The following is a 22,067-nucleotide window of genomic DNA, read 5'->3' on the forward strand; positions in this document are numbered from 1 at the left end:
GTCTATTCGCGGTGTGATGAATTGCCAGCGGCAACCGGCCGCCTGCGGAAAACAGCATAGATCAACAGGCCCGAGAGCATGACGAGCATCCCCGAGAGCGACTGCACCGGCCGCTCGGTCAAGAGGTAGTACATCATGAACGCGGTCACGAGCAGGAAAACGAGGGGCGTGACCGGGTATCCCCAGGCGCGATAGGGCCGCGGCAGATCGGGATCGGTGATGCGCAGCTTGATGACGCCGGCGACCGTGAAGAACGAGCAGAACAACAGCGCGAACTGGATGAAGTCGAGCACGGCCTCGAAGCTGCGCGTGAACAGCAGCAGGGTCGCGACCCCAAGCTGAAACAGGATGGCATAGGCCGGCGCACCGCTGACCGACCGCTTCGAGAACACGCGCAAGGCGGGAATGTCCTCCCCCATCGTCATCATCACGCGCGGGCCGATCCACATCATCGCGCTGATCGAGGAGATCAGGCCGACGCAGATCATGGCGCCGACGATCCGGCCGCCGAGGCTGCCGAAGATGGCGGTGCCGGCAACGCTGGCAACGTCGAGCTGGCCGGCGAGCGCACTGACCGGCGTGGAATAGAGGAACACCGCGTTCAGCGTCACATACAGCACGAGCACGATCAGCGTGCCCGCGAGCAGCGCACGCGGCAGGCTTTGTTGGGGCGTATTCATCTCGCCGATGATGTAGGTCGCGGCATTCCACCCGGAGAACGAATACATCACGAAGACGAGTCCAATCGCGAAGGGCGCGCTGACGATATGCGCGAGGTCGCCCGGCTGCGGCGTGAAGGCGATCGGCTGCGGCACGCCGATGATGAAGCCGGCGACCAGGAAGGCGACGATCAGCACGACCTTCAAAATGGTCGAGATCAGCTGGAAAGTCGAGGAGTGCCTGACGCCGGTCAGTTGCACGATCGAGACCAGCCACACCACGCCGATGGCGAGCGGGATCGGCGGCAGATCGGGAATGACCGACTTTGCATATTCGCCGAACGCCATCGCCGCGAGCGCGACGGGCGCTGCAAAGCCCACCGTCGCCGAGACCCAGCCGGCAAGAAAGCCGAAGGCGGGATGATAGGCACGGCCAAGGAAATTGTACTCGCCGCTCGAGCGCGGAAACATCGCGCCCAACTCGCTGTAGGAGAACACCCCGCACAGCGCGACGATGCCGCCAACGGTCCAGAGCAGGAGGATCGAGAAGCCGGACGGGATGTCCTTGACCTGGAAGCCGAGGCTGGTGAAGACGCCGACCCCGATCATGTCGGCAACGACGATGGCGGTCGCAACCAGAACGGAAACCCCGGATCCACCTCCGGTCAGCCGGCCTGTCCAGGGCTCGGTACCCGCATCTGATGCCGTCATCGGGGTCCTTAACCTCAGGCGTCTCGCCTCGTGGGGAGCATCGTGCAGTTTGGTCCAGTCAATTCAAGCAGGGTTAACAAGGGCTAAATGAGGCAGAGGATATCGGTATTTTAGCACCTCTTATGCATGCTCCCGGGCAATAAAGCTGCGCCAGCACCGGAGTATCCCGTCCCCCTTCCCCACAATCACGACACGATTGCATGGTCCTTTTTGAACGTTCCGGATGTGGGGAAGTTTCTCCGGACGCTTAACGTCGCCTAAACGCCGGTCGGCTCAATTGTCTAGAGATTGCCGATGGACGTGACTTTGGGGTCATGGGTGGATGGTCGGGGCCGTTCCAAACACGAGAGCTGACATTCGTGCCGATCGGACGTCGTCCGGTCGGCACGGTCGTGCGCTCCGGGGCGGGCTGATCTCAGCCTTGGTGCCGCTGTCGCTGACACTGGTTCAATGCGGCAAGGCGCCCGATCCGGCGGCGCTCGCGGCGAACTCGCAGGCCAATGTCCAGGTGGTCGCCAAGACCAATACCCAACAAGTTGCCGGCGCCGACACATTCGAGGACCGCTTCCCCGCCCCGCAGTTTAGGGAGCGTTTCCCCTCTGCGAGCGAGAGTTTCCTGCAACGGCAGATGTCGGACTTCTCGCCCAAGCGCGCCGTCCAGCAGCAACCGGAACAGGCGCCCTACAAGGTCGCCTCGCTCGCGCCGCAAGTCCCCTACCAGCGTCCGCCGCGTGAAGACCTGACGACGCTCGTCAGCATGAAGTCGTCGGCCTTCCCCTATTTCGGCAACAACCCCGCCTCCGACGCGCCGTTCCTCAATATCTCCAAGGGCGACCGCCGCGGCCACCGCAGCTATTCCGGGCGCGTCTACTGGCAGGACGAGACCTACAGCGACAGCCGCGTGCTGGTGCACGTGCCCGAGCATTTCGACGTGCGCAAGCCGGGCGTGATCGTGGTGTTCTTCCACGGCAATGGCGCGACGCTGGCGCGCGACGTGCGCGACCGGCAGCTGGTGCCGCAGCAGATCACCGATTCCGGCGCCAATGCCATCCTGCTTGCGCCGCAGATGGCGGTCGATGCCGCCGATTCCAGCGCCGGCAAATTCTGGCAGGCCGGCGGCCTCAAGCGCTTCATGGAGGAGTCGGCGAACCACCTTGCCCGCCTCACCGGCGATCCCAACAGCGCGCGCGCCTTCGCCAACATGCCGATCGTCATCGTCGGCTATAGCGGCGGCTTCCTGCCGACGGCCTGGAGCCTCGAAGTCGGCGGCATCAGCGATCGCGTCCGCGGCGTGGTGCTGCTCGACGCCGTCTATGGCGAGATGGACAAGTTTGCCTCCTGGATCGAGAGCCACCGCTCCGGCTTCTTCGTCAGCTCCTACACCCGTTACACCGCACGGCGTGACCGCGAGCTGATGAGCATGCTCAGGCAGAAGGGCATCAGCGTCTCCGAGGACATGGACGGACCCTTGCGCCCCGGCAGCGTGGTGTTCGTCGAGACCGGCGACGGCATCACCCATCGTGACTACGTGACCCGCGCCTGGACACGGGATCCGCTCAAGGACGTGCTGGTGAAGATGTCGGCGACGCCGGCGCTGGCGCTGACGCGGGTTGCGTCAGGCCGTTAGGATATTGCGCCGGCCGGTATTTGCCCGCGCTTGCCTGCAATTGTCTCAGCCGCTGATCAAAATGTGATGTTGATGCGCTTTCGTCCCCGGGAGCCAACGGATTGCGCCCGCTGCCAACGACCATAATTTGCCAGCCGGGTTGCGATAGGATTCTGCGGGGACAGGCGGTGCGTCAGGGACTGTACAAGGCCGACTTCCACACGGTTCACGGGACCGGGTGCGGCGTCGTCTATGTGATGGATGGCAAGATGCGCGGCGGCAATTCCGCCTTCGCCTTCATCGGCACCTACACGGGTGAAGGCGACAGCATCAAGGTCAAGATCTCGACCCAGCGCTACAATGACGATCCGTCCTTCAAGGCGTTGTTCGGCATCGACCGGGTCACGCTGACGCTCGCCGGCCGGGAGGACGGCGACACCGCGGAGTTCGAAGGCAGCGCGCTGCAAGTGCCAGGCGTTGCCTTCAGGGCCGTGCTGAGCTGGATCAGCGACTGAACGTCAACCGATCCTTCAGGTCTTGACGTTCAGGTCTTGGGCAGCTTCGGAATGCTCTCGGCAAAGCCGTTGAAGCAGGCCAGCCGCTCGTCCTCTTCCTTGAAGAATTTGCAATCGGCATAGCCCTTGGCCTTCGCCGGCTTCGGCTTCGGCGTCGGCGGGATGATGGCGTCGTAGCAGTTGAGCCGGTCCTTGGTGCCGTCATCCAGCTCGAGGCAGGCCTGAAGGCGGGCCGCGATCGATTGCGGCTTGCCCTTTGGCGCCGCGGCCGGCTTGGCCGCCGCCTCTTTGGTCCCCTTGGGCTTGACCTGCACCAACGGCTTGTCCCCGACCATCGGTGGCTTGTCGGCTTGCGCGAACGCGGACGCTGAATAGAGCACCGCGGCAACCGCCAGAATCATCCTCATCTCAGTCAACTCTCTTTGGTCCCCATGACCGGCCTTCTAACGCTCTCCCGCGCGGTTTGCCAAGCACCTTGCGCACACGAAACCGCGGGATTTCAGGCCGTCGCAGCCGCAGCCGGCCGGGGCCGGGTCAGGATCACCAGGATCAGCGCCAGCACGACGAAGCCGACCGCCACCAAGCCGATCGTATGCAGGAGCTCGCGGGCGAACAGCAGTCCGCCCGTGGCGGACCCGACGGCCTGGCCGATATAGAGGACGGAGGTGTTGAGCGCGACGGTCGCCGGCGCCAGCGGCGGCGCGGCCGCGACCAGCCGCACCTGCTGCATCGAATTGGTCGAGGCAAAGCCCAGGCCCCAGATCGCGACCGCGATCGCCATCAACGCGATGGTGCCCGCGCTCAGCGCCCAGGTGGCAATGCCCGCAAGCACGAGACAGGTGAACAGCAGCGAGGTCCGGTAAGGGCCCCAGGTGTCGACGATACGCGTGGCGATGGCGACCCCAAGGAAGCCGCAGATGCCATAGATGGCGAACACCATGCCGACCGTATCGGGGCTCGCCCCGGTCAGCTTCTTCAGCAGCGGGCCCATGAAGGCGAACGCCACGAACTGCCCGGACATTTGCAGCATGGTGATCGCCAGCAGCAGCAAAATCGTCCTGCTGCGGCCGACCGCGCTCCAGGTCTTCAGATCCACCGGCGTACCCTTCAAGCCCGCCGGCAGGCGCAACAGCAGCAACAGGAAGCTGATGCAGCCGAGCGCGCCGATCTCGGCATAGGCGGCGCGCCAGCCATAGCGGCTGGCGATGAAGGTGATCAACGGCAGACCGACGGCAGCCGCCAGCGACCAGCCGAGGAAGATATAGGCGATCGTGCTGCCGCGCCGCTCCGCCGGCACGATCAGCGAGGCCGTGCCCGCCGCCTGCGGCGTGTAGAGCGCGCCGACCGCGAGCATGACCAGGCGGATGACGAGGAGGCTCGCATAGTCGGGCGCAAACGCCGAGGCGAGATTGCCCAGCGCGAGCACCGCCAGCGTCGTGGTGAGCAGAGTCCGCCGCTCGATACGGCTGGTCAGCCACGCCGTCAGCGGCGAGCCGATGCACAGCGTCACCGCACCGAAGGTGATCAGGAGCCCGGCCGCATGGATGCTGATCCCAAGCCCCGTCGACAGTTCCGGCAGCATGCCCGCCGGCGCCAGCACCGAGCAGCCGGTGACGAGATTGCCAAGCATCAGGGCAGTTGGCGCGAAACGGCCGGCGGCAGGGGCATTTTCCATGCAAACGCATGTAGCGGTGGCATGTGACGAGTTAAAGGGCACAACGTCAAATAGTTGAGGCTGCGCTGCGGGTTTTGCGCGCCACTTTCTTGGAAATGCCGGATTGCACAGGCCGAATCCCCTGATATATCGCTCGTTCCCGCTTACCTGCGCTCGTTCGCAGGAGTGAGCCTCAGGAGAAAGCAATGACCGACCAGCCCAAATCCGAGTCCGGCTTCCAGTACAGCCTCTCCAACCTGAAGCCCGTGACCCCCGCTCCCAAAGTCACCCTCACCTTCCCGGACGGCGCCCGTCGCGAGTACGACAAGGGCATCACCGGCCTCGATATCGCCAAGGGCATCTCGCCGTCGCTGGCCAAGCGCACGGTTGCGATGGCGCTCGACGGCGCGCTCGCCGACCTCAACGATCCCATCGAGGCCGACGCCAAGATCGAGCTCGTCAATCGCGACGACCCGCGTGCGCTCGAATTGATCCGCCACGACTGCGCCCACGTGCTGGCGGAAGCCGTGCAGACGCTGTGGCCGGGCACCCAGGTCACGATCGGTCCGGTGATCGAGAACGGCTTCTACTACGATTTCTTCCGCAACGAGCCGTTCACGCCAGAAGACTTTGCCGCGATCGAGAAGAAGATGCGCGAGATCATCGCGCGCGACAAACCTTTTACGAAGGAAGTCTGGGATCGCGAGAAGACCAAGCAGGTGTTCCGCGACAAGGGCGAGGCCTTCAAGGTCGAGCTGGTCGACGCCATTCCCGGCACCGAGCCGATCAAGATCTACTATCAGGGCGACTGGTTCGATCTCTGCCGCGGCCCGCACATGACCTCGACCGGCAAGGTCGGCAATGCCTTCAAGCTGATGAAGGTGGCCGGCGCCTATTGGCGCGGCGACAGCAACAACCCGATGCTGACCCGCATCTACGGCACGGCCTTCGCCAAGCAGGAGGACCTCGACGCTTATCTGAAGCAGATCGAGGAAGCCGAGAAGCGCGACCATCGCAAGCTCGGGCGCGAGCTCGACCTCTTCCACTTCCAGGAGGAAGGTCCGGGCGTCGTGTTCTGGCATCCGAAGGGCTGGACCATCTTCCAGCAGCTGATCGCCTATATGCGCCGGCGCCTCTCCGGCGACTACAGCGAGGTCAACGCGCCGCAGATCCTCGACAAGGTGCTGTGGGAGACCTCGGGCCATTGGGGCTGGTACCGCGAGAACATGTTCGCGGCGCAGTCGGCCGGCGACGAGGCCGAGGACAAGCGCTGGTTCGCGCTGAAGCCGATGAACTGCCCGGGCCATGTCCAGATCTTCAAGCACGGCCTGAAGAGCTACCGCGACCTGCCGCTGCGCCTCGCCGAGTTCGGCGTGGTGCATCGCTACGAGCCGTCGGGCGCCATGCACGGCCTGATGCGCGTGCGCGGCTTCACCCAGGATGACGCACACATCTTCTGCACCGAGGACCAGCTTGCCGAAGAGTGCCTGAAGATCAACGACCTCATCCTGTCGACCTACGCCGATTTCGGCTTCACCGGCGACCTCACGGTGAAGCTGTCGACCCGCCCCGACAAGCGCGTCGGTACCGATGCGATGTGGGATCACGCCGAACGCGTGATGGCGACTGTGCTGCGCGAAATCCAGACGCAGAACAATCACATCAAGACCGAGATCAATCCGGGCGAAGGCGCCTTCTACGGGCCGAAGTTCGAATATGTGCTGCGCGACGCCATCGGCCGCGACTGGCAGTGCGGCACGACGCAGGTCGACTTCAACCTGCCGGAACGGTTTGGCGCGTTCTACATCGACCATGACGGCGGCAAGAAGCCGCCTGTCATGGTGCACCGCGCGATCTGCGGCTCGATGGAGCGCTATATCGGCATCCTGATCGAGCACTATGCCGGCAACTTCCCGCTCTGGCTCTCGCCGGTACAGGCGGTGGTCACGACCATCACCTCGGAAGGCGACGAGTACGCCAAGCAGGTGCTGGAGCAGGCGCGGCGCGCCGGACTTCGGGTCGAGATCGACCTGCGCAACGAGAAGATCAACTACAAGGTCCGCGAGCATTCGCTGGCCAAGATCCCGGCCCTGCTCGTGGTCGGCAAGAAGGAGGCCGAGACACATTCGGTCTCGGTCCGCCGCCTCGGCAGCGACGGCCAGAAGGTGATGACGACCGCCGAGGCAATCGCCGCCCTGGTCGACGAGGCGACACCGCCGGATGTGAAGCGGATGCGGGCGACTGCGGCGGCCTAACCGGCCGTTGCACCCTGCAACGACGGCTCGGCGCTTCCCGTGCAAGCGCCGAGCGCCTCGTCCGCGCATTGCGCGAGATAGAGAAACATGGTCGCGAGCATCTGCTCCAGTGTCTCGCGGCCGCGCCGCGACAGCGTGACCTCGTTATTCGTAACCCCGCTGCGCACGAGCAGCTTCCTGTCTTCGGCGTCCCGCAACAACGACTGGACGTGCTTGCGCGACACCGAGAAAGTTTTCGCCAGCGCGTTGATCGAGAGCTGGACCGGCTTTGCCGGAGGAAACGCGTCGTCCTCCCGCCCCGACAGCGCCAAGCTGAACAGGATCACGACACCGGCGTTGCGCTCCGCGAACGGCTCGAGGTCCGGGGCATTGTCGAGGACACGAAGACCCGCGACGAAACGCCGGCCGAGCGCTGCGGCGAAGGCTTTCGTGAACGCGGGGTCGCTGCTCACGGCGGCAAGATAGTCCGCAGCTTCCGGAAACAGGCGTCGCATCGCCTCGAACTGCCGCGCCCAGCGTACCCGATGCAGGGCGAGCAGCTTTTCGGTCGGCGCCAGCAGGCGCTTTCGGCGATCGGGACTTGGCGTCGCCATCAACAATCCGCCGGCGCGCATCAGGGCCAGCAACGCCTCGCAGCGGCCGCGGCTGCAAAGGCCCAGCTCGACACAGAGATCCTTCATCGCACCGACGGTCAGGCCGGGTTCGCTCCCCCCAAAATGCAGATAGAGCGCGACATGAGTGAACAGCGCCCGCGCCCGATCGCTCAGCAGCAGGTTGAGCAGCTTGTTGGTCCGGTAGATCGCGACCGCCCCCTCCGCCGACGACCGCATGGCCCGCGAAAAATAGGGATGGCGACGCAGCGCGGCGACGGCATCCGGTGACGGGGTGAGCGGCGAGACGGACATTTCCAGGCGAACCGGACAGGTGTGCGTATCTCCGTTGGCACGACCTGCGTGTTGCGCACAAGCCTCAGGTGGCGGCCGATCGCGCAATCCACCCAAAAAGTCGCAGTTCTCGGGGCGCCGCCGCATCGGTAGGTCTTGCGCAAATCGCGTCGATTGAACCGGCGCGTCGCATGCGATTTCGCACGAAGGGGGTGAGGTGCCGTTCGCTGTTAGGTCCGACCGCCGCGGACCTCTAAGACAACCGCAGATGCGCGCCCGGTCGTTCTGGCTTGCGGCGGCGTTGTCGCTTGCTGCTGCGAGCCCGGCCGTCGCGCAGGCGACGCGCGGCGGCGACGGCGGCAGCTCAAGCACCAGCTTCGCAAATGGAGGAACCAGCTCCGCGACAGGCACGGGCGGCGACGGCGGCGATGCGCCCTTGGGGACCCGTGGCGCCGGCGGCGGCGGCGCCGGGGTCACCGGCGGTGCCGGTGGGACGGATTCCACAGGTACTATCGGCGGTGGCGCCGGTGGCGCTGGTCCAGGAGACAACGGCCGAAACGGCAACAATGGCGACTCGAGCCACGGCGGCGGGGGCGGCGGCGGCGGCGCACACGGCGCCGTCGTGACCACGGATACCACCAATGCCGCGACGATCGCCGGCGGGACCGGCGGGCGCGGCGGCTCGACGACCGGCAACTTCGCCGCCGGCGGCGGCGGCGCCGGCGGCTATGGCGTCGTCGTCAACGGCAGCGGTCTCGCCTATACCAACACCGGTACCGTCAACGGCGGCACCGGCGGCAACGGCGGCGCGGCCACGACGGGGAACGGCTTTGCCGGCGACGGCGGCGACGGAGGCTATGGCATCTTCCTGACCGGCAGCGGCGTCCTCACCAATGCCGGCAGCATTGCCGGCGGCAATGGCGGCAACGGCGGCAACGCGCCCATCAGCAACCAGACATCCGCGGCGGGCGACGGCGGCAACGGAGGTGCGGGCGTCTACTTCGCCGGCGGAGGTACGCTCATCAATTCGGGGAGCATCATCGGCGGCGATGCGGGCAGTGCGGGCACGGCCTCGTCTTCGGCGACGCACGGAAGTGACGGCCTGGGCGGCGCCGGCGTGGTGGGCGCCGACCTCACCATTATCAACAGCGGTTCGATTTCCGGGGGATGGAACGACGGTTCGACCCGCGCCAATGCCATCACCTTCACCGGTGGCAGCAACGTGCTGGAGCTCTGGGCCGGCTCGGCAATAACAGGCAATGTCGTCGGCACCGGCACGGATACGTTCCGGCTCGGCGGATCGACCGACAGCACGTTCGATGTCTCCAGCATCGGCGCAAGCGCGCAATATCAGGGCTTTTCCAGCTTCGTGAAGACCGGGAGCAGCACGTGGACGCTGACCGGCACGACGACCGCGGTGACGCCCTGGACCATCAACCAGGGCACCCTCGCCGTCAGCTCTGACGCCAGCCTTGGCGATGCATCCGGCGGGCTTAGCTTAGGCGGCGGCACGTTGCAGGTCCTTGCCGACTTCGCCAGCGCCCGAACCATCACGCTCAACGCGGGCGGCGGCACCTTCGATACCAACGGCTACAGCGTGACGCTGTCCGGTGCCATTGGCGGTGCCGGAGGGCTGACCAAGGTCGGCGGCGGAACGCTGGTGCTGACGGGAACCAGCTCCTACACCGGCGCGACGATCGTGAATGCCGGTGTGCTCGACGTCGAAGGCGCGATCACCGCCACTTCCGCGGTCACGGTGAACGCGGGCGCCACCCTCACCGGCAGCGGCCTCGTCGATCCCCTGACGGTGACGATCAACGCGGGTGCCGTGCTGGCTCCCGGCAATGGCACGGCCGGATCGTCCATGACGATCGACGGCAATCTCGTGATGCAATCCGGCGCGATCTACCGGGTGCAGCTCGATCCATCGAGCTCATCGTTCGCAACCGTCAACGGCACGGCGACACTCGGCGGCGCGACCGTGAATGCGGTGTTCGCCAATGGCAGCTATGTCAGCAAGACCTACACGATCCTGACCGCGAGCGGCGGTGTCTCCGGCTCGTTCGCGCCTGATGTCGTCAATACCAATCTGCCGAGCAACTTTCACACGACATTGAGCTACGATACCAAGGACGTCTATCTCAACCTCGTGCTCGATTTCGCGGTTCCGGGCGGGTTGAACGGCAATCAGCAGGCCGTCGGCAATGCGCTCACGGGCTTCTTCAATCGCACCGGCGGCATCCCCGCAGTCTACGGCGCGTTGACACCGGCGGGCCTGACCCAGGCATCCGGCGAGACGGGAACGGGCGTACAACAGACCACGTTCAACGCGATGGGCCGGTTCGTGGGCCTGCTCACCGATCCCGCCACGCACGGAGCTGCGGGCGCCAACGCGGCGACCGGTTTTGCAGACGAGGATCGCGCCGCCAGGCGGACCGACGCCTTCGCGATGTTGGCAGACAGCCCGCCCCGCAATTTCGAGCAGCGCTGGAACGTGTGGGCGGCCGGCCTCGGCGGCTCTCAATCCACCTCCGGCAACGGAGCCGTCGGCTCCAACGACGCCACGAGCCGGACTTACGCCACCGCTGTTGGTGCAGAGCACTGGCTGTCGCCGCGCACCGTGGCCGGCTTTGCACTCGCCGGCGGCGGCACGAGTTTCGGCATCAATAATCTCGGTTCCGGCCGCTCCGATCTGTTCCAGGCCGGCATCTACCTGCGCCATGCCGACGGCCCTGCCTTCATCACCGCTGCGCTGGCCTATGGCTGGCAGGACATCACCACCGACCGCACCATGACCATTTCCGGCGTCGATCGCCTCCGCGCCAATTTCAAAGCCAATGCATGGGCGGGCCGCGTCGAGGGCGGCTACCGGTTTGTCGCGCCCATCAATGGCGGCATTGGCCTGACGCCCTACGCCGCCGCGCAAGCAGCCCTGTTCGATCAACCGGCCTATATCGAGCAGGCTGTCTCCGGCACGTCGGCCTTTGCGCTGAGCTACGCCGGCAAACGCGTGACTGACGGCCGCAGCGAGCTCGGCCTGCGCAGCGACAAGTCCTTCGCCATGCAGGACGGCATCCTCACCCTGCGCGGCCGCCTCGCCTGGACCCATGATTTCAATCCCGACCGCACGGCGGCTGCGAGTTTCGTGGTGCTGCCCGGCGCGAGTTTTGCCGTGACTGGCGCCGCGCAGGCGCGCGATTCCGCGCTCACCACGACGTCGGTCGAGATGCGATGGGCCAGCGGCTGGTCGGCCGTCGCGACATTCGAGGGCGAGTTCTCGGCCCTGACGCGCGCCTATGCCGGCAAGGGCGCGGTGCGTTACGCATGGTGAAATCAGGCCGTCGCCAATCACAATCAGTCTAAACGAGGGTGTATAGTCTCGTGGCCGGGGAGATCGCATGCTAATGCGAGGCCCAAACCGAACCCATGAGAGAGCCTACCCGTGCCCGACGCCATCGAACTCCTGAAGACCCGCCGCTCGGTCAAGCCGCGCGAGATGACCGGACCCGGCCCGTCGGCGGCCGAGCTCGAGACGATCCTCACCATCGGCGCGCGCGTGCCCGACCACGGCAAGCTCACGCCCTGGCGCTTCATCATCTTCGAGGGCGACGCCCGCCAGCGCGCCGGCGAGGTGATCGCGAAGGTGTTTGCGCGGAAGAATCCCGGCGCGCCGGCCGCCGACGTCGAGATCGAGCGCAAGCGTCTCATGGACGCGCCGCTGGTGATCGGCATCGTCAGCTTCACCAGGCCGCATCCGAAGGTACCGGCGTTCGAGCAGGAATTGTCGGCGGGTGCCAGCGCCATGAACATCGTCACGGCTGCGACCGCGCTCGGCTACGGCGCCTGCTGGCTGACCGGCTGGTTCGCCTTCGATCGCGACGTGCTTGACGGGCTCGGCCTCAAGCCGGACGAAAAGCTCGCCGGCTTCGTCCATATCGGCACGCCGACCAAGCCAAGCGAGGATCGTCCACGCCCTGCTCTGTCCGATATCGTGACCAGATTCTAGGCCCGGAAAGCTCGCGCCTCCAAGGCCGAAGATCTCATCTTGGCTCGAAGAACAATGATGTTAGCTGCTTCGTGAGTTCAGCCACACGCGCGCTGCCGAGACTCGCTCGAACGCACATGATCCGGCGTATTGTCGGCAATTCAGGAAGATAATAATCCCTGGCGACGATCACCGTGTCGGGCACCTTGCTGGCCGGCACGGCGGTGAATCCCATGCCGGCTTCCACGGCTCGTAGCTTGACCTCGAAATCGGGGCTGTTGAAGACGATCTTGTATGAAATCTCGTGACGTTCGAGCGTTCGCACCATCCAATCGTCGCCGGGCCATGTCAGGATCGGAATGGGAGATCCCGGACTTACCACAAACTGCTTCGCCCTGACCCAGACAAGCGGCTCTTCAATTCCCGCCACGATCATTTGACGGATATCGCTATCCATGCGCTGTTGATCAAATATGCAGGCAATGTCGAGATACCCCTCGATCAAGGCTTTAGCGAGGGTGCCGGACTGATCGACCTGGACGAAAATGCCGGAAAGACTGCCGGCAGATTGTTGCGCCTTGAAGAAGTTGGTCGCGAAGAGCGAATTGAGTCCCAGTCTGACCGGCTGCGAACGATCGGTATTGCCGGACAGTCTCATTAACTGGTCATTCGCCTCGATCATGCGCCTGGCTTGTTGCAGGGCAAGCCTGCCGAGATCGCTGAGGGCCGTACCAGTTGAGGTCCGCTCAAACAGCGGTCCCCCCACCAGATTCTGAAGCTTCTTCATCTGTGAACTGATCGCCGGCTGGCTCAGCCCCAACAGTTCACCGGCCTTCGACAGGCTCCCGGTCTCGGAGATCGCAATCGCGGTACGCACGATTTCCGTAGGAATATTTACGTACCCCCTGCGTTGATTCATTTAATTAATCTCCTTAAAATACCTAACCACAGGTTGTCTCCGTTAGAGACACCCTACAACTCTGAAGTGTTGATCTAAAACAAGCTTTCTATAGCCCCATAAATTTTTTGGGGCCCAGAGCCCGCAATGGCACCCGCAAATTTACGGAACGATCCATAAAATAAGCCGTAACGAGCGTGCCCGCATCCTCGGCCACAACAAGGGGTTGAGGTCCGACATGCTTCGATTCGTGCTCTGTCTGCGCGGTGCTTCCGCCGTCGAATTCGCGCTGATCACGCCTCTCTTTCTATTGATGCTGTTTGGGATCGTTATCTTCGGCGGCTATCTGACGATGGTTCACGGGGTCCAGCAGCTTGCCGCGGAAGCCGCCCGCTCTTCGGTTGCCGGCATCTCCGACGGCGAGCGCAACACGATCGCAACCGGCTACGTCTCCGCAAACGCCTCGACCTACCCGCTGCTGGATCCAGGCAAAATTGTCGTCAGCGCCGCTCCATCGAGCAACTCCGCGAACGTGTATGTGGTGACCGTGACATATGACGCGTCCGGCAGCATCGTCTTCGCGCTTCCACTGGCACCGGCTCCCTCGTCCACGATCGTTCGTTCTGCGGCGATTCCCTATGGAGGGTTCTAGGATGAAATTGGCACAGCACCTCGCGCGCCGGTTTGCCTCCGACGATCGTGGCAACGTTGCGATCATGGGCGCAATCGTAATGACCCTGGTCATCGGCTTCGCCGCGCTCGGCGTGGATCTCGGCGCGATCTTCGCCGACAGGCGCAAGGCCCAGAGCGCAGCGGACCTCGCAGCGATCGTCGCTGCCGGCAACCTCAACAACGCGACCAATGCCGCCTCCGCGACTGTCGTGCGCAATAACTATCCGGCGAACGCGCTGGTCGGCGTCGAGCTTGGCAACTACACGGCCAATGCCGCGGTAGCGCCGGACAAGCGCTTCGTCACGCCGGCAAGCGGAACGCCAACGGCCGCGCGGGTCACCCTCGAAACAAAGACACCGCTCTATTTCGCCCGTTACATCACCGGTTCGAGCCAATACACGATCAAGACAACGGCAACGGCATCGAGCACGGCCCTCGCTTCGTTCGCGATCGGCTCCCGCCTCCTCGCGGTCAACGGCGGGCTGATCAACGCCGTGCTTGGGTCAATGCTGGGAACAAGCCTGTCACTTTCGGCCATGGACTATCAGGCACTCGCGAACGCGCGCATCGACTCGCTCGATTTCATCTCTGCGGTTGCCACGCGGGCCAATGTGACCGGCCCGACTTACGACAATGTCCTGAGCAGCAACATCAAGGTGGCCGATCTCGTCGCGGCAATGCTGACGACCCAACAGACCGCCAATGGCAACAACGCGGCCACGATCACCTTGTCGAGCATCGCGCAGGCCACATCGGCACAGACAACCCGGATTGCTCCGGGATCGATACTCGATCTTGGGCCTTACGGCAGCCTCGCCCTTGGCCAAAAGCCGAAGGTCGGAGTCAGCATTTCGCTCTTGAGCCTGTTGGCCGGCACCGCCGCCGTTGCGAATGGAGATCATCAGATCGCAACGAGCGTGAACCTCAACCTGCCTGGGATCACGCAGGTTTCAGTGGTCGCCACGGTCGGGGAACATCCCGTGGGCTCGGGCTGGTTCGCTGTCGGTGCGCCGGGCGCAAGCGTCCACACGGCTCAGACGCGCGTTCTGATCACGATCCAGCTCGCCGGCAGCGGCGGCATTCCGTCTGTCAATTTGCCGATTTACGTCGAGGTGGCATCGGGTACGGCCACGCTGTCCAACATCTCCTGTGGGCGGCCCGACATCAGCACCTCAACTGTAACGCTCGGCGTCACCCCGGGCGTCGTCGACGCCTGGGTCGGCAACGTCTCGATGGCCGACATGACCAATTTCAGGACCAAGCCCAATCCCCCGCCCGCCACACTGGTCAACATATCCGGCGTAACCATCACCGGCCGCGCTCATGCTGAGATCAGCAATACCACGGCAAGGCAGGTCGACTTCAGCTACGCCGACATTCAGGCACAGACAATCAAGACAGTCACAACGACAAATTTCACCTCTTCGTTGATGTCGAGCCTGCTCAGGGACATGAGCTTGACAGTCACCGCCGGCCCCCTCGCGCTGCCGTTGCCCGGCGCCGGCTCGACGGTCGCCAATATCCTTTCCGGCGCTACGGGCTCGATCGACCAGGTACTCGCCGCCACGCTTGCCGCACTCGGCGTCGGAATCGGGCAAGCGGACGTGTGGGTTTCCGGCGTGCGATGTGACGGAGCAGTGCTCGTCAATTAGTCCAGTTGTCGCGACCCGCCTCAGGGGATCGCGCGATCATTGTAGCAAGTTGTGTTGAGTCATTCCGCGTTTCGGAAATGGGTCAGTCCTGGCCCGATGCCATCTTAACTTTAAACATTCTCAATTGGGGGTCTTAGCATGCTTTCCCGTTTCAAATCTGACAGCTCGTTTGGTCTGCTGGACCGGATGCCGATCAGCGTGATGATCTGCGAGATGATCGATTTCAAGATCGTCTATGTGAACGAATCGACCAGGAACAACCTCAAGAAAATCGAACACGTGCTGCCCGTCAAGGTCGACGCCCTGATTGGCCAATCGATCGACATCTTCCACAAGAACCCGCAGCACCAGCGACGACTTCTGTCCGATCCGAAAAACCTCCCGCACCGCGCCCGTATCACGATCGGCGGCGAGACGCTCGATCTCACCGTCACCGCCATGATCGATGCGCGCGGCCGCTATACGGGCCCGATGCTGACCTGGGAGCTTGCGACGGAGAAAGCCAAGCTCGAAGCCGAGACCGAACGCCAATTGCAGATGCTCGACAACATGCCGCTCAATATCATGATGTGCGACACCGATTTCAATATCACCTACGTCAACAAGACCAGCGTCAAGACGCTCGCGCCTTTGAGGCACCTGCTTCCAGTCGCCCCGGACGAACTCGTCGGCAAGTCCTTCGACATCTTCCACAAGAACCCACAACACCAGCGCCGTATCGTCGGCGACCCGACCCGCCTGCCCCACGCGGCCAAGATCAAGCTGGGACCGGAGACGCTCGACCTGCGCGTTTCGCCCCTGTTCGACAGGAAAGGCAGCTACACCGGAGCGATGCTGAACTGGTCGGTCGTCACGGCCAATGTGCGGCTTGCGGATGATTTTGAACGAGACGTGAAGAGTTTGGTGGGTACACTGGCTTCCGCCTCCTCCGAGATGCAGGCAACCGCGCAGTCGCTGTCCTCCACCGCCGAATTCGTCAGCCAGCGATCCGCGGGGGCGGCATCGGCGTCCGAGCAGCTCAGCTCCTCCGTCAACGAGATCAGCAGGCAAGTCGCCGAGGCGAGCAAGGTCGCAAGGGCCGCGGTCGAGGAGGCCGAAAAGTCCGATCGACTGGTCTCCGGCCTCGTGACAATGGCCCAGAAGATCGGCGACGTGGTGGCGCTTATCAGCCAGATCGCCGGTCAGACCAACCTTCTCGCACTCAATGCAACGATCGAATCCGCACGCGCCGGCGAAGCCGGCAGGGGCTTCGCCGTCGTCGCATCCGAGGTGAAGGCGCTGGCCAGCCAGACGGCCAAGGCGACGGAGGACATCGGCGCCCAGATCAACGAGATGCAATCCGCGACAGGCAACACGGCCGGAGCGCTGAAGGCGATTTCCCAGACCATCAACCGGATCAGCGAGATCAGCACGGCAATCGCCAGCGCCGTTGAAGAGCAAGCCGCGGCCACCAAGGAGGTGACGACCAACATCAGCAGCACCAATCAGGCAGTCGGCGAAACCAGCGACGCAGCGGGGAATGTTCTGACCGCCTCCGGCAGCCTCGCCAGGAATGCATCCGAGCTGGAAGTCCAGGTCGATAAATTCCTCGCGAGCGTTCGTGCCATGTAGGCGAATCCGCCCAATTGCGCCACACGGCATCAAGCCGGACGAGAAGCGGCGCCTTATCGGGTACGCGGACGAAGCCCAGCGAGGACCGTCCGCGACCGTTCCTTTCGGAAATCGTGACGCGATTTTTGGTCGATGGCTTGTTGACGCCTTCGGCATCTTGCGGCTTTGATCCCGCCGAGGGAGGAAGCTAGGGATGAAGCGTCGTGAATTTCTGGTCGGAGCCGCATTGCTCGCCGGCACGATGGCACGAGGCCGTGCTGCCGCCATCCCTGCCCCGTCGCCCGACGGGCTCGACCGCATCACCGCCTATTTCAATAACGAGGTGGGGAGCGGCCGGTTGCCGGGCGCCGTGATCCTGGTGCAGCAGCACAGCAAGCCGGTCTACCTCAAGACGTTTGGCGTGCGCGACACGCGAACCGGCCTCGCGATGACGCCGGACACGATCTTCGCCATCCACTCGATGACCAAGCCGATCACGTGCCTCGGCGCGATGATGCTGATCGATGAGGGCAAGCTCGCGCTCACCGAGCCCGTATCGAAATACGTCCCGCTCTTTGCCGACACCAAGGTTGGCATAGAGCCGGACGGCACCTCGACGGTCGAACTCGAGCCGCCGACCCGTCCTGTCAACATCGAGGATCTGCTGCGGCACACATCGGGCATCAGCTACGACTATATCGGCGCCCCCTGGGTGATGCAGGTTTACCAGGCCGCCAATATTTTCGACGGCCCGTTCAACAACCGACAATTTGCCGACCGCATCGCCAAGCTGCCGCTCACGCGCCAGCCCGGGACGCTGTGGCGCTACGGTCATTCCACCGACGTGCTCGGCGCCATCATCGAGATCATCTCCGGCCAGACGCTGTACCAATTTCTCAAACAGCGCATTCTCGATCCGCTCGGCATGACCGGCACCAAATTCGTGCTGACGACTGCGGAGGAGCGCGCGCGGATGGCGCGGCCGCTGCCGAACGACCCGGTTCTGCTCGCCGGCGAGCGGGACCGCCTCGCCCATCCCGAATGGGAATCCGGCGGCGGCGGACTGCTCTCGACCATCACCGATTATCAGCGCTTCTCGCAGATGCTGCTCAATGGCGGCGAGTTCGAAGGCAAGCGCTACCTCAGCCCCGCCGCGTTCAAGGCCATGACGACCGATCACATCGGCCCCGGCTCCGGTGTGGGGCGCGACTATTTCTATTTCCCGGGTGACGGTTTTGGTTATGGCTACGGCATTGGTGTGCGCACCGATCCCGGCAATGCGAAGCCTCCGCCGGCGGGCTCGATCGGCGAGCTGAAATGGGATTCTGGCAGCGGCACCTATTTCGGCGTCGATCCCAAGCTCGACATGGTCTACCTGATGATGCAGCAGACCCAGAACGAGCGCAGCCGCATCACGCCCGCCTTCAAGGAGCTGGTCTACGGCTGCTTCCCCGAGGCGCTACGCCGCCCGTGAGGCGCGCTGGCCGAACTCGGCCAGCAAGGTTGCGATCTCGGCTGCGGGCCGCGCCGCGCTGAACAGAAAGCCCTGCACCTCGTTGCAACCCTCGGCGCGCAGCCAGTCGAGCTGATCCTCGGTCTCGACGCCCTCCGCGGTCGTGGTGATGTTGAGGCTGCGGCCGAGCCCGGAGATCGCGCGCACGATCGCGCCGCAATCGGGACGCCGCGCCAGATCCTTGACGAAGGAACGGTCAATCTTGATCTTGTCGAAGGGGAAGCTGCGCAGATAGCTTAGGCTTGAATAGCCGGTACCGAAATCGTCCATGGAGATGCCGACGCCGAGCTCGCGCAGCTGATGCAGGATGGCGAGATTGGCATCGGTCTCGGCCAGGAAGATCGACTCGGTGATCTCCAGCTCGAGCCGCTTCGGCGACAGGCCGGACTGCGCCAGGGCCGAGATCACGACCTGGACCAGGTTGCGGCTGCGGAATTGCGCCGGCGACAGGTTGACCGCGACCTTGACGTCGACGGGCCATTTCACCGCCTCGGCGCAGGCCTCACGCAGCACCCATTCGCCAAGCTGGGTGATCAGGCCGATGTCTTCGGCGACCGGAATGAACTCCGCAGGCGAGATCATGCCCTTGTCGGGATGACGCCAGCGTAGCAGCGACTCGAAGCCGGAGATGCGGTCGGAGGCGATCGACACCAGCGGCTGATAGTGCAGCTCGAACTCGCCATTGACGAAGGCACGGCGCAGATCGAGCTCCATGTCGCGGCGCTTCTGCGCCTGCAGGTCCATCTCGCGCTCGAAGAAATGATGCACGCCGCCGCCGTCGGATTTGGCGCGGTACAGCGCCATATCGGCGTTGCGCATCAACTCCTCCGACGTCACGCCGTCACCGGGCGACAGCGCGATGCCGATGCTGGCGCCGATCACCATCTCCTGCCCGTCGATCTCATAGGGCGCCTTCAGCATGTCGATCAGCAGGCTCGCGCAGGCACTGGCCTCGTTCGGCGACACGTCCGCGGCCAGGATCACGGCGAACTCATCGCCGCCGAGCCGGGCCGCAAGATTGGCGCCGCGGACCGCGGTGGTCAGGCGCCCGGCGACCTCCTTGAGCAGGCGGTCGCCGGTGGGATGCCCGAAGGAATCGTTGATGTTCTTGAACAGGTCGAGGTCGATGTAGAGCACGCCGACGCGCTTGCCACCCGCCTGGTCCAGCGCCTGCTTCAGGCGCTCCTGGAAATATTCGCGGTTCGGCAGATCGGTGAGCCCGTCATGGTGCGCCATGTGGGCGATGCGTGCCTCGGCCTTGCGCCGCTCGGTGATGTCGACCACGGCGACCAGATAGCCGTCGCGGTCGTCGAAGGCGACGCGGCGACCGAAGGTCAGCACCTCGATCTCGCTGCCGTCAGCGCGCAGATGGCGCCAGTTGCGTGAGGAGTGATAGGTGTCGCCGACGCTTTCGAGCGCCTCGGCGTGACTGTCCCACTCGTCCTGCGGCCAGATCTCGTGCAGCTTCATGCGCAGGAAGGTGGCGCGGCTGTAGCCGTAATGCTGGACTGCGGCGTCGTTGACGCTGAGAAACTCCTTGCTCTCGGCGTCGAACACCCACATCGGCATCGGGTTGTTGTCGAACAGCAGGCGGAACGAGGCGTCGCGCCGCTTCAAGGCGGTGACGTCGGAGATCGTCAGCGAGACCACGTCGGCGAAGGCAGTGGCGCTGAGGCGGAGATGGCGGCCCTCGTGCTCGATCTCGAGCTGTTCGCCGCGGCCGCCGGAGACGGTCCTGAGCAGGAATTCCATGATGTCGGACGATGCCAACAGCGTGCTGCCCTCGCCGATCCGGCGCCACAACAGGCTCGCGCCCGCGGCCTCCAGCAGCACGCCTGCGCTCTTGTTGTGATGCACGATCTGGAGATCGAACGGCTTGCCACCGGCGTCGCGCAGCGTCGCCAGCGAGATCACCGCATCGTCGGTCGCGGAGAAGATCGCATCCAGCAGATTGTATTGCGCGCCGCGCTCGTTGACATAGGCGCCGACCAGCGTGGCGCCCCAGCGCGAGGCGGTCGGCAGCGCCAGCACATCGTAATTCCGGACCATGCCGTCGCGCACGCAATGCGCGCTCGCCTGATGCGGCCGGCCGTTCGCCAGCGCGCTCGCCGCCGCTTCCGCCAGCGCCGTGGCGCAATCCGGCGAGAGATCGGCAACGGGAATGTCCCAGCGCTCCTCGCCGAGCCATTTCTGCACGTAACGGCCGCTGCGCGACAGTTCGAGCGCACCGTCGTTCTTCAAGAGCGCGATGTGGTCGGCGAGCCGGCCGAGGCTGCCGAGCATCACGTCCTCATAGCGCGGCAGCCGCTCACCCGGCTTCAACGCGGCACGCCATTTGCGCTGAAGCACCGGGATGTCGTCGAACATTTCGGCGGCCGGTTTTCCCGGCATCTTCTTCGCGGCAGTCATCGCAGTCCCCAACGCACTTTCCGGGCGCATCCAATGCAGGTGCACTTAATGGCGTGTAAAGAGCGCACGGGCGCGTGTTCCATTCAGCGATTATGACAGTTTTAAGTCAGGTGTTGGTTAGTGGCCGTTAGAGACTATGACGGGTGTTTGAACTGCGATTCTCTCGTGTCCCGGACGCGACGCAGCGCATAGCGGTGCGGCGCAGAGCCGGGACCCAGCAAGCCAAGGCACTCGTGGCTGCATGGGCCCCGGCTCTGCAGCGCGCCGTCGCACCGGACGATGCTTCGCATCGCCGGGGGGACGCTGCGCTGCGTCCGGGGCACGAGACCTGAGTTTTCGCGCGCGACTGTTTCCACATCGTCATTGCGAGCGCAGCGATGCAATCCAGAGTCTTTTCACGGATACACTTCTGGATTGCTTCGCTGCGCTCGCAATGACGGAGTGTGAGCAAGTGCGCCGCTTCTTCAATTCGCATCTGGTTCGCAGACACACCTTCGCATTCTCGCGGCATCTTCCGCCCGAGCTTTGCTTCGTCGTCTCACCCTCACATGAAAGAGGGCGCAGGGAAGACCGGGAGCCGGCTGGCTCCCATTGACCGCCATGCGAAAAGTAGATTGCGCTACGATGCACAGCGGGTAACAGGGCAACCGGAGACATCCCGGCCTTCCCTGCGCAGTGGTTTTACGGCTTATGTCGTGATCTCCCCGGGGAGCGATGCACTATTGCCCCCGTCGCCTTGCCGATAGCTGATGCGCGGGCCCGGTCGGGCCGCAACATCACCGCAAGACTTGACGCACAGACCCCGGGCGTCAGGACCACACGATTTTGCCGTACGCGAACCGCACCTGTCGTTGGCACGAGGTCTTCGCTCACGGCTCTCCGCCCTGCGAAGCTCTTCGCGCCGATGTGGCTCACGTCCACCGCCGCCCGGCCCGCGTTCGTGACGATCGCGATACGCCCCTCTTCCTCGGGCCGGGTTGCGCGGACTATCCGTCAATTCCGAATTTCGGTAAAGTGGAATATTTTCGCTGTCGGGCGTTGACCGACAAATGGGGTGTTTTGCC

The 22,067-nt window shown here is 64.2% G+C and carries 15 protein-coding genes; 9 read left to right on the plus strand and 6 right to left on the minus strand.

What is annotated here, in order from left to right; all coding sequences use genetic code 11:
• Positions 1-2: 2 nt before the first annotated feature.
• Positions 3-1,370, minus strand: a complete 1,368-nt coding sequence (locus JQ635_RS26650; RefSeq protein ID WP_211412742.1) for an APC family permease — start codon at positions 1,368-1,370, stop codon at positions 3-5.
• A 322-nt stretch (positions 1,371-1,692) separates the two neighbouring features.
• Between JQ635_RS26650 and JQ635_RS26655 the strand changes: the two genes are divergently transcribed.
• Positions 1,693-2,997, plus strand: coding sequence for an alpha/beta hydrolase (locus JQ635_RS26655; protein ID WP_211412743.1), 1,305 nt, complete (start codon positions 1,693-1,695; stop codon positions 2,995-2,997).
• Positions 2,998-3,164: 167 nt separating this feature from the next.
• The gene (locus JQ635_RS26660) at positions 3,165-3,491 is read left to right on the plus strand and encodes a GrlR family regulatory protein (RefSeq protein ID WP_211412744.1); all 327 of its coding nucleotides are present in this window, start codon (positions 3,165-3,167) and stop codon (positions 3,489-3,491) included.
• 29 nt (positions 3,492-3,520) lie between these two features.
• Here the strand turns inward: JQ635_RS26660 and JQ635_RS26665 are convergent, their stop codons facing one another.
• On the minus strand, positions 3,521-3,898 hold the full coding sequence (locus tag JQ635_RS26665; RefSeq protein WP_211412745.1) for a hypothetical protein: 378 nt from the start codon (positions 3,896-3,898) through the stop codon (positions 3,521-3,523).
• A gap of 92 nt (positions 3,899-3,990) precedes the next feature.
• A complete protein-coding gene (locus tag JQ635_RS26670; RefSeq protein ID WP_211412746.1) occupies positions 3,991-5,166 on the minus strand; it encodes an MFS transporter in 1,176 nt (391 codons plus the stop codon).
• A 185-nt stretch (positions 5,167-5,351) separates the two neighbouring features.
• On the opposite strand from JQ635_RS26670, the gene thrS reads away from it, so the two are divergent.
• Positions 5,352-7,400: a threonine--tRNA ligase gene (thrS, locus tag JQ635_RS26675; RefSeq protein ID WP_211412747.1), complete on the plus strand. Its 2,049-nt coding sequence runs from the start codon at positions 5,352-5,354 to the stop codon at positions 7,398-7,400.
• On the opposite strand, the gene JQ635_RS26680 is transcribed toward thrS, so the two are convergent.
• Positions 7,397-8,305 (minus strand): hypothetical protein, encoded by a 909-nt coding sequence (locus tag JQ635_RS26680; RefSeq protein ID WP_211412748.1) that lies wholly within the window; start codon positions 8,303-8,305, stop codon positions 7,397-7,399. The two genes, thrS and JQ635_RS26680, sit on opposite strands and share 4 nt — an antisense overlap.
• A gap of 247 nt (positions 8,306-8,552) precedes the next feature.
• On the opposite strand from JQ635_RS26680, the gene JQ635_RS26685 reads away from it, so the two are divergent.
• Positions 8,553-11,615 (plus strand): autotransporter outer membrane beta-barrel domain-containing protein, encoded by a 3,063-nt coding sequence (locus JQ635_RS26685; RefSeq protein ID WP_211412749.1) that lies wholly within the window; start codon positions 8,553-8,555, stop codon positions 11,613-11,615.
• A 111-nt stretch (positions 11,616-11,726) separates the two neighbouring features.
• Complete coding sequence (locus JQ635_RS26690; protein ID WP_211412750.1) at positions 11,727-12,290, plus strand: nitroreductase family protein; 564 nt, start codon at positions 11,727-11,729, stop codon at positions 12,288-12,290.
• A gap of 34 nt (positions 12,291-12,324) precedes the next feature.
• Here JQ635_RS26690 and JQ635_RS26695 read toward each other — a convergent pair whose 3' ends face one another.
• Positions 12,325-13,188 carry a LysR family transcriptional regulator gene (locus tag JQ635_RS26695; protein ID WP_246583782.1) on the minus strand — a complete coding sequence of 288 codons (864 nt, stop codon included), beginning with the start codon at positions 13,186-13,188 and terminating at the stop codon, positions 12,325-12,327.
• A 217-nt stretch (positions 13,189-13,405) separates the two neighbouring features.
• Here JQ635_RS26695 and JQ635_RS26700 point away from each other — a divergent pair, with 217 nt between their 5' ends.
• The 4 genes from JQ635_RS26700 to JQ635_RS26715 all read left to right on the plus strand — a co-directional run bounded on the left by JQ635_RS26700 (position 13,406) and on the right by JQ635_RS26715 (position 18,555).
• Positions 13,406-13,819: a TadE/TadG family type IV pilus assembly protein gene (locus tag JQ635_RS26700; RefSeq protein WP_211402421.1), complete on the plus strand. Its 414-nt coding sequence runs from the start codon at positions 13,406-13,408 to the stop codon at positions 13,817-13,819.
• Between the two features lies 1 nt (position 13,820).
• The gene (locus JQ635_RS26705) at positions 13,821-15,491 is read left to right on the plus strand and encodes a pilus assembly protein TadG-related protein (protein ID WP_211412751.1); all 1,671 of its coding nucleotides are present in this window, start codon (positions 13,821-13,823) and stop codon (positions 15,489-15,491) included.
• A gap of 138 nt (positions 15,492-15,629) precedes the next feature.
• Entirely contained in the window at positions 15,630-17,102 is a 1,473-nt protein-coding gene (locus tag JQ635_RS26710) for a methyl-accepting chemotaxis protein (RefSeq protein ID WP_211412752.1), read from the plus strand.
• Between the two features lie 193 nt (positions 17,103-17,295).
• Positions 17,296-18,555 (plus strand): serine hydrolase domain-containing protein, encoded by a 1,260-nt coding sequence (locus JQ635_RS26715; protein WP_211412753.1) that lies wholly within the window; start codon positions 17,296-17,298, stop codon positions 18,553-18,555.
• On the opposite strand, the gene JQ635_RS26720 is transcribed toward JQ635_RS26715, so the two are convergent.
• Positions 18,541-21,003: a putative bifunctional diguanylate cyclase/phosphodiesterase gene (locus JQ635_RS26720; RefSeq protein WP_211412754.1), complete on the minus strand. Its 2,463-nt coding sequence runs from the start codon at positions 21,001-21,003 to the stop codon at positions 18,541-18,543. The genes JQ635_RS26715 and JQ635_RS26720 overlap by 15 nt on opposite strands.
• Positions 21,004-22,067 lie beyond the last annotated feature (1,064 nt).

It is taken from the genome of Bradyrhizobium iriomotense (genome assembly GCF_018130765.1).
In the GTDB taxonomy this organism is placed as follows: domain Bacteria; phylum Pseudomonadota; class Alphaproteobacteria; order Rhizobiales; family Xanthobacteraceae; genus Bradyrhizobium; species Bradyrhizobium iriomotense_A.